We start from the raw sequence: 7,523 nt of genomic DNA on the forward strand, positions 1-7,523 counted from the left end.
CAGATGGCGGATGCGGCCGACCGGAATCGTCAGCGTGCCCGTCACCGCCACCGGCGTCAGGTCCTTCAGCGTGGCCTCGCGGGTGTTCGGCACCACCTTCACCCAGGCGTTGTCGGCGGCGATCATGGCCTCGACGTCGGCGACCGGCACGTCCTTGTTCAGCTTGAACATCAGCGCCTGGCTGTGGCAGCGCATCGCACCGATGCGCACGCAGAAGCCGTCGACCGGCACGGCCGCGGTGCCGAAGCCCTCTCCCTGGCCGAGGATCTTGTTGGTCTCGGCGCCGCCCTTCCACTCCTCGCGCGACACGCCGTTGCCCAGGTCCTTGTCGATCCAGGGGATCAGCGAGCCGCCCAGCGGCACCCCGAAGTTGGCCGTCTCGGCCTCGGTCAGCGCGCGCTGCTTGCCGACGATCTTTCGGTCGATCTCGAGGATGGCGCTCTTCGGGTCGTCGAGCATCGACTTGACCTCGGCGTTGAGCGTGCCGAACTGCGTCAGCAGCTCGCGCATGTGCTGCGCGCCGCCGCCCGAGGCGGCCTGATAGGTCATCGTGCTCATCCACTCGACCAGGCCGGCCTTGTAGAGCGCGCCCACGCCCATCAGCATGCAGCTGACGGTGCAGTTGCCGCCGATCCAGTTGCGGCCGCCCTGGGCCAGCGCGTTCTTGATCACCGGCATGTTGACGGGGTCGAGGATGATGACCGCGTCGTCCTTCATGCGCAGCGTCGAGGCCGCATCGATCCAGTGGCCCTTCCAGCCCGCCGCGCGCAGCTTCGGGAACACCTCGCTGGTGTAGTCGCCGCCCTGTGCAGTGATGATGATCTCGCAACGCTTCAGGGCGTCGATGTCGTAGGCGTCCTTCAGCGTCTTCTCGTTCTTCGCCATCGCCGGGGCGGCGCCACCGGCGTTGCTGGTGCTGAAGAACACCGGCTCGATGTGGCCGAAGTCGCCCTCGGCCTGCATGCGGTCCATCAGCACGGAGCCGACCATGCCCCGCCAGCCAACCAATCCCGTGAGTCTCATCGTCGTCGCCTTTGAAGTGAAGTGAGGTGGAAACCTTCGTGCCCCCGGGTCGCGTCGCCGGGGGATGGGCGAGACGAACCGGAGCTGAACTAGCCCTTGGTAATGGTTTTGGTGGCGGTCTTGCCGGAAAGCGCGGCAACCACGGCGTCGCCCATGGCGCGCGTGCCCACCTGGGTGGTGCCTTCCGACCAGATGTCCGCGGTGCGCAGCCCCGACGCGAGCACGTGCTGGACGGCCGACTCGATCCGGTCGGCTGCCTCGGGCTGGTTCAGGGAGAAGCGGAGCATCATGGCCACGGACAGGATTGTAGCCAGCGGGTTTGCGAGATCCTTACCGGCGATGTCGGGCGCACTGCCGTGACTGGGCTCGTACAGGCCCCTGCCCTGCTCGTTCAGCGAGGCCGACGGCAGCATGCCGATCGAGCCGGTCAGCATGGCCGCCTCGTCGGAGAGGATGTCGCCAAACATGTTGCCGGTGACCAGCACGTCGAACTTCTTCGGCGCCTTGACGAGCTGCATGGCGGCGTTGTCGACATACATGTGCTCGAGCTCGACGTCCGGGTACTGGGCGTGCACCTCGGTGACCACGTCCTTCCAGAACTGGAAAGTCTCGAGCACGTTGGCCTTGTCGACGCTGGTGACCTTCTTGCCGCGCTTGCGCGCCGCCTGGAAGGCCACGTGCGCGATCCGCTCGATCTCCGGGCGCGTGTAGCGCATGGTGTCGAAGGCCTCCGGCGCGCCCTTGAAGGCGCCGTCGGGCGATTCGCGGCGGCCGCGCGGCTGGCCGAAGTAGATGTCGCCGGTCAGCTCGCGGATGATCAGGATGTCCAGGCCCGCGACCAGCTCGGGCTTCAGGCTCGACGCATGCGTGAGCTGCTGGTAGCAGATCGCCGGGCGGAAGTTGGCGAACAGGCCGAGGTTCTTGCGCAGGCCGAGGATGGCCTGCTCGGGGCGCAGCGCGCGCTCGAGCTTGTCGTACTTCCAGTCGCCCACCGCGCCGAACAGCACGGCGTCGGCTTCCTTGGCAAGCTTGAGCGTGCCTTCCGGCAGCGGATGGCCGTGCGACTCGTAGGCCGCGCCGCCCACCGGCGCGGTCTCGGTCTCGAACGTCAGATCGAGGCACTCCATGGCGCGCACGGCTTGCGCGACGATCTCGGTGCCGATGCCGTCGCCCGGCAGGATGGCGATCTTCAAGCGGATGTCCTTGGTCAGAGGGTGTGGGCGAGCCAGGGCTTCTTCATCAGCCGCTCGGCTTCGAAGGCGCGGATCTTGTCGGCGTGGCGCAGGGTCAGACCGATATCGTCGTAGCCGCCGAGCAGGCAGTACTTGCGAAACGGCGTGATCTCGAACGGCAGTTCGGCGCCGTCGGGCTTGACCACCACCTGCTTCTGCAAGTCGACGGTGAGCTGATAGCCGTTGAAGGCCGCCACCTCGTCGAACAGCTGGCTGACCTGCATCTCGCTCAGCACGATGGGCAGCAGGCCGTTCTTGTAGCAGTTGCTGAAGAAGATGTCGGCGAAGCTCGGTGCGATGATGGCGCGAAAGCCGTACTGCTCCAGCGCCCACGGCGCGTGCTCGCGCGAGGAGCCGCAGCCGAAGTTCTTGCGCGCCAGCAGGATCGACGCCCCCTGGTAGCGCGGCTGGTTCAGCACGAAGTCCGGATTGGGCTTGCGCGAAGCCGGATCCTGCCCCGGTTCGCCGCGGTCGAGGTAGCGCCACTCGTCGAACAGGTTGGGGCCGAAGCCCGTGCGCTGGATCGACTTGAGGAACTGCTTGGGGATGATCGCGTCGGTGTCGACGTTCTCGCGGTCGAGCGGGGCGACCAGGCCCTTGTGGACGGTGAAGGCTTGCATGCCGGATTACTTCTTCTTGGCGGCTTCTTCGATCTTCTCGCCGCCCTTCTGGATGTCCTTGCCCATGCCTTCGATGGTGTTGCAGCCCGCCAGCAGGGTCAGCGAGGCGAGCAAGGCGAACAGGATGCGCTTCATGAACGGTCTCCTTGGATGAGGCGCTTCAGGCGATGCGCCGGACGTCGACGAAATGGCCCTCGATCGCGGCCGCCGCGGCCATCGCCGGGCTGACCAGGTGCGTGCGGCCGCCGGCACCCTGGCGGCCTTCGAAGTTGCGGTTGGAGGTGGAGGCGCAGCGCTCTCCCGGCTCGAGCCGGTCGGCATTCATCGCCAGGCACATCGAGCAGCCCGGCTCGCGCCACTGGAAGCCGGCAGCCTTGAACACCTCGTGCAGCCCTTCGCGCTCGGCCTGGGCCTTCACCAGGCCCGAGCCCGGCACCACCATCGCCAGCTTCACGTTGGCCGCGACACGGCCGCCAAGCTTGCGCACCACGGCCGCGGCCTCGCGCAGGTCCTCGATGCGCGAGTTGGTGCACGAGCCGATGAACACCTTGTCGATGCGGATGTCGGCGATCGGCTTGTTCGGCTCCAGCGCCATGTACTGCAGCGCGCGCTCCATCGCGCCGCGCCTGCCGGCGTCCTTCTCGCGCTCCGGATCGGGCACGCGGTCCTCGATCGACAGCACCATCTCCGGCGAGGTGCCCCAGGTCACCTGCGGGCGGATCTGCGCGGCGTCGAGCTCGACCAGCGCGTCCCAGGTCGCGTCGTCGTCGGAACGCAGCGTGCGCCAGTAGGCCACGGCCTGGTCCCACTCGACACCCGTCGGTGCGAACGGCCGACCCTTCACGTAGGCGATCGTGGTGTCGTCCACCGCCACCAGGCCGGCGCGCGCACCTGCCTCGATGGCCATGTTGCACACCGTCATGCGCCCTTCCATCGATAGCGCACGGATCGCCGAGCCGCCGAACTCGATGGTGTAGCCGGTGCCGCCGGCGGTGCCGATGCGGCCGATGATCGCCAGCACGATGTCCTTGGCCGAGCAGCCGCGCGCCAGCTGGCCCTCGACCTTGACCAGCATGTTCTTCGCCTTCTTGGCCAGCAGCGTCTGCGTGGCCAGCACGTGCTCGACCTCGCTGGTGCCGATGCCGTGCGCCAGCGCGCCGAAGGCGCCGTGCGTCGAGGTGTGCGAGTCGCCGCAGACCACCGTCATGCCCGGCAGCGTGGCACCCTGCTCCGGACCGATCACGTGCACGATGCCCTGGCGCTTGTCGAGGAAGGGGAAGAACGCCGCGGCGCCGAAGGCCTTGATGTTGGCGTCCAGCGTGACGACCTGCTGCTTCGACGTCGGATCGGTGATGCCGTCGTAGCCCAGCTCCCAGCCGGTGGTCGGCGTGTTGTGGTCGGCGGTGGCCACGATGGAGCTGACGCGCCAGGGCTTGCGGCCGGCCAGGCGCAGACCCTCGAAGGCCTGCGGGCTGGTGACCTCGTGCACCAGGTGGCGGTCGATGTAGAGCACCGCGGTGCCGTCTTCCTCGGTGTGGACGACGTGCTCGTCCCAGATCTTGTCGTACAGGGTGCGGGGCATGGGCTCTCGCAGCAGGTTCAGCGGGGAACCGGCAATTTTAGGCGCTGGCGAAGCAAAAGGCCCCGGCACTCGCGTGCAGGGGCCTTCGGAACGGGCTCGAGCCGGATCAGCCGCGCTGCGACATCGGCTTGACGTCGCGGCGCTCCGAGCCGTGGTAGAGCTGGCGCGGACGGCCGATCTTGTACTCGGGGTCGCCGATCATCTCGTTGAGCTGCGCGATCCAGCCGACCGTGCGGGCCAGCGCGAAGATCGCGGTGAACAGGCTCACCGGGATGCCGATCGCGCGCTGCACGATGCCCGAGTAGAAGTCGACGTTCGGGTACAGCTTGCGGGCCACGAAGTACTCGTCCTCCAGCGCGATCTTCTCCAACTCCATCGCGAGCTTCAGGATCGGGTCGTTGTTCTTGCCCAGCGCGCCCAGCACCTCGTGGCAGGTCTCGCGCATCAGCTTCGCGCGCGGGTCGTAGTTCTTGTAGACCCGGTGGCCGAAGCCCATCAGCTTGACGTTGGAGTTCTTGTCCTTCACCTGCTTGATGAACTCGCCGATCTTCTCGACGCCGCCCATGCGCTGCACGTCTTCCAGCATGTTCAGCGCCGCCTCGTTGGCGCCGCCGTGCGCCGGGCCCCACAGGCAGGCCACACCGGCGGCGATGGCCGCGAACGGGTTGGTGCCCGACGAGCCGCACAGCCGCACCGTCGAGGTCGAGGCGTTCTGCTCGTGGTCGGCGTGCAGGATGAAGATGCGGTCGATGGCGCGCACCAGCACGTCGTTCGGCTCGTACTCCTCGCACGGCGTGGCGAACATCATTCGCATGAAGTTCGCGCTGTAGCTCAGCGAGTTCTTCGGATAGATGTAGGGCTGGCCGATGCCGTACTTGTAGGCCATCGACACCAGCGTGGGCATCTTGGCGATCAGGCGGATCGCCGCAACCTCGCGATGCTGCGGGTTATTGATGTCGGTGCTGTCGTGATAGAAGGCCGACAGCGCACCCACCAGGCCGGTCATCACCGCCATCGGGTGGGCGTCGCGGCGGAAACCGCGCAGGAAGAACTGCATCTGCTCGTTGACCATCGTGTGGCTGGTCACGAGCTTGGTGAAGTCGGCCTTCTGCTCGGCATTCGGGAGTTCGCCCTTGAGCAGCAGGTAGCAGGTCTCGAGGAAGTCGCAGTGGGTGGCGAGCTGCTCGATCGGATAGCCGCGGTACAGCAGTTCGCCCTTGTCGCCGTCGATGTAGGTGATGGTCGACTGGCACGACGCGGTGGACAGGAAGCCCGGGTCGTAGGTGAACTTGCCGGTCTGGGCGTAGAGCTTGCGGATGTCGATCACGTCGGGCCCGATCGAGCCCTTGTAGATCGGCAGTTCCATGCTCGGGCTGCCGTCCGAGAATGACAGGGTGGCTTTGACGTCAGACGGAGTCATGGTCGGTTCCTTAATGGCTGGGCGGGGTTGAGGCCGGTCTTGTCTCCACCGGGCGGGCTCGATTCGGCCCTTCGTCGTCTTGTCGTTCTTCTTGTGCGTCTGTCGGCGTGCGCATCAGGTGCAGCACCTCGATCACGTCGTCGCGTACCAACTCGCCTTCCGGCTCCTTGCGGCACAGCAGCAGGTCGAGCAGGTCGTTGTCGGCCAGGTCCATCAGGGCCAGCATGCCCTCGGCCTGGCGCTCGGTGATGCGCCCCTCGCTGCGCGCGAAGAAGCGCTCGACGAACAGGTCGTTCTCCAGCAGCCCGCGCCGGCAGCGCCAGCGCAGCTTGGACAGGGCACGTTCGTCGATCAGCGCGGTCATGGTGCGGCCGTGATCACACCGCGCGGCGGACCATCAGCTCCTTGATCTTGCCGATCGCCTTGGTCGGGTTCAGGCCCTTCGGGCAGACGTCGACGCAGTTCATGATCGTGTGGCAGCGGAACAGGCGGTACGGATCCTCGAGGTTGTCGAGCCGCTCGCCGGTGGCCTGGTCGCGGCTGTCGGCGATGAAGCGGTAGGCCTGCAGCAATCCGGCCGGGCCGACGAACTTGTCCGGGTTCCACCAGAAGCTCGGGCAGCTGGTGCTGCAGCTCGCGCACAGGATGCACTCGTACAGGCCGTTGAGCTCGTCGCGTTCCTCGGGCGACTGCAGGCGCTCCTTGTCGGGCGGCGGCTCGTCGTTGACGAGGTAGGGCTTGATCGAGTGGTATTGCTTGAAGAACTGCGTCATGTCCACGATCAGGTCGCGGATCACCGGCAGGCCGGGCAGCGGCTTGAGCACCACCACGTCGGGCACCGTGCGCATGTTGGTCAGGCACGCCAGGCCATTCTTGCCGTTGATGTTCATCGCGTCCGAGCCGCACACGCCCTCGCGGCAGCTGCGGCGGAAGCTCAGCGTCGGGTCGACCGCCTTGAGCTTCATCAGCGCGTCGAGCAGCATGCGCTCGGAACCGTCGAGCTCGACCTCGAGGGTCTGCATGCGCGGCTTGGCGTCGGTGTCGGGGTCGTAGCGATAGATCTGGAAGGTGCGCTTGGCCATGTCGGTCTCGTGCGAATCAGAAGGTGCGGACCTTCGGCGGAATCGATTCCGCCGTCAGCGGCTTCAGGTTCACCGGCTTGTAGTCGAGGCGGTTGCCCTCGCTGTACCACAGCGTGTGCTTCATCCACTCGGTGTCGTTGCGGCCGTTCGGATGCTCGGGCGTGTCGCCGTAGTCGTTGACGGTGTGGGCGCCGCGGCTTTCCTTGCGGGCGGCGGCCGAGATCATCGTGGCCAGCGCCGACTCCATCAGGTTCTCGACTTCCAGCGCCTCGATGCGCGCGGTGTTGAACACCTTGGACTTGTCGGCCAGGTGAATGTGCTTGGCCCGCTCGGCGATCTCCTTGACCTTGACCACGCCCTCGTCCATCGAGGCCTGGGTGCGGAACACGCCGGCGTGCTGCTGCATCGCGCGGCGCAGGTCGTTGGCCACGTCCTGTGCGTACTCGCCGCTGCTGCTCTTCTCGTACTTGGCCAGGCGGGCCAGCGTGCGGTCGGCGGCGTCTGAAGGCAGCGGCTTGTGGCTCTTCGTCTTCAGCGCGCTGTCCACGATGTGGTTGCCGGCCG

General features: G+C 66.8%; 8 protein-coding genes and 1 pseudogene. All 9 read right to left on the reverse strand.

Going from position 1 to position 7,523, the window contains the following annotated elements:
- Nucleotides 1-1,023: aspartate-semialdehyde dehydrogenase (gene asd / locus AB7U92_RS17800; RefSeq protein WP_428579874.1), on the reverse strand; the 1,023-nt coding region annotated here is incomplete at its 3' end.
- An 89-nt stretch (nucleotides 1,024-1,112) separates the two neighbouring features.
- A complete protein-coding gene (leuB, locus tag AB7U92_RS17805; protein ID WP_428579877.1) occupies nucleotides 1,113-2,216 on the reverse strand; it encodes a 3-isopropylmalate dehydrogenase in 1,104 nt (367 codons plus the stop codon).
- Nucleotides 2,217-2,230: 14 nt separating this feature from the next.
- Nucleotides 2,231-2,875: a 3-isopropylmalate dehydratase small subunit gene (leuD, locus tag AB7U92_RS17810; protein WP_428579880.1), complete on the reverse strand. Its 645-nt coding sequence runs from the start codon at nucleotides 2,873-2,875 to the stop codon at nucleotides 2,231-2,233.
- Between the two features lie 6 nt (nucleotides 2,876-2,881).
- A complete protein-coding gene (locus AB7U92_RS17815; RefSeq protein ID WP_428579883.1) occupies nucleotides 2,882-3,010 on the reverse strand; it encodes an entericidin A/B family lipoprotein in 129 nt (42 codons plus the stop codon).
- A gap of 25 nt (nucleotides 3,011-3,035) precedes the next feature.
- Nucleotides 3,036-4,457, reverse strand: coding sequence for a 3-isopropylmalate dehydratase large subunit (gene leuC / locus AB7U92_RS17820; RefSeq protein WP_428579886.1), 1,422 nt, complete (start codon nucleotides 4,455-4,457; stop codon nucleotides 3,036-3,038).
- 106 nt (nucleotides 4,458-4,563) lie between these two features.
- The gene (gene gltA / locus AB7U92_RS17825; protein ID WP_428579888.1) at nucleotides 4,564-5,877 is read right to left on the reverse strand and encodes a citrate synthase; all 1,314 of its coding nucleotides are present in this window, start codon (nucleotides 5,875-5,877) and stop codon (nucleotides 4,564-4,566) included.
- Nucleotides 5,878-5,887: 10 nt separating this feature from the next.
- The gene (locus AB7U92_RS17830) at nucleotides 5,888-6,241 is read right to left on the reverse strand and encodes a succinate dehydrogenase assembly factor 2 (protein WP_428579891.1); all 354 of its coding nucleotides are present in this window, start codon (nucleotides 6,239-6,241) and stop codon (nucleotides 5,888-5,890) included.
- A 13-nt stretch (nucleotides 6,242-6,254) separates the two neighbouring features.
- Nucleotides 6,255-6,959, reverse strand: coding sequence for a succinate dehydrogenase iron-sulfur subunit (locus AB7U92_RS17835; protein WP_428579893.1), 705 nt, complete (start codon nucleotides 6,957-6,959; stop codon nucleotides 6,255-6,257).
- Nucleotides 6,960-6,975: 16 nt separating this feature from the next.
- Nucleotides 6,976-7,523: pseudogene (locus tag AB7U92_RS17840) on the reverse strand (succinate dehydrogenase/fumarate reductase flavoprotein subunit); the annotation flags it as partial.

Origin of the sequence: Piscinibacter sp. (assembly GCF_050175855.1) — a bacterium.
Taxonomy (GTDB): Bacteria; Pseudomonadota; Gammaproteobacteria; order Burkholderiales; family Burkholderiaceae_C; genus Piscinibacter.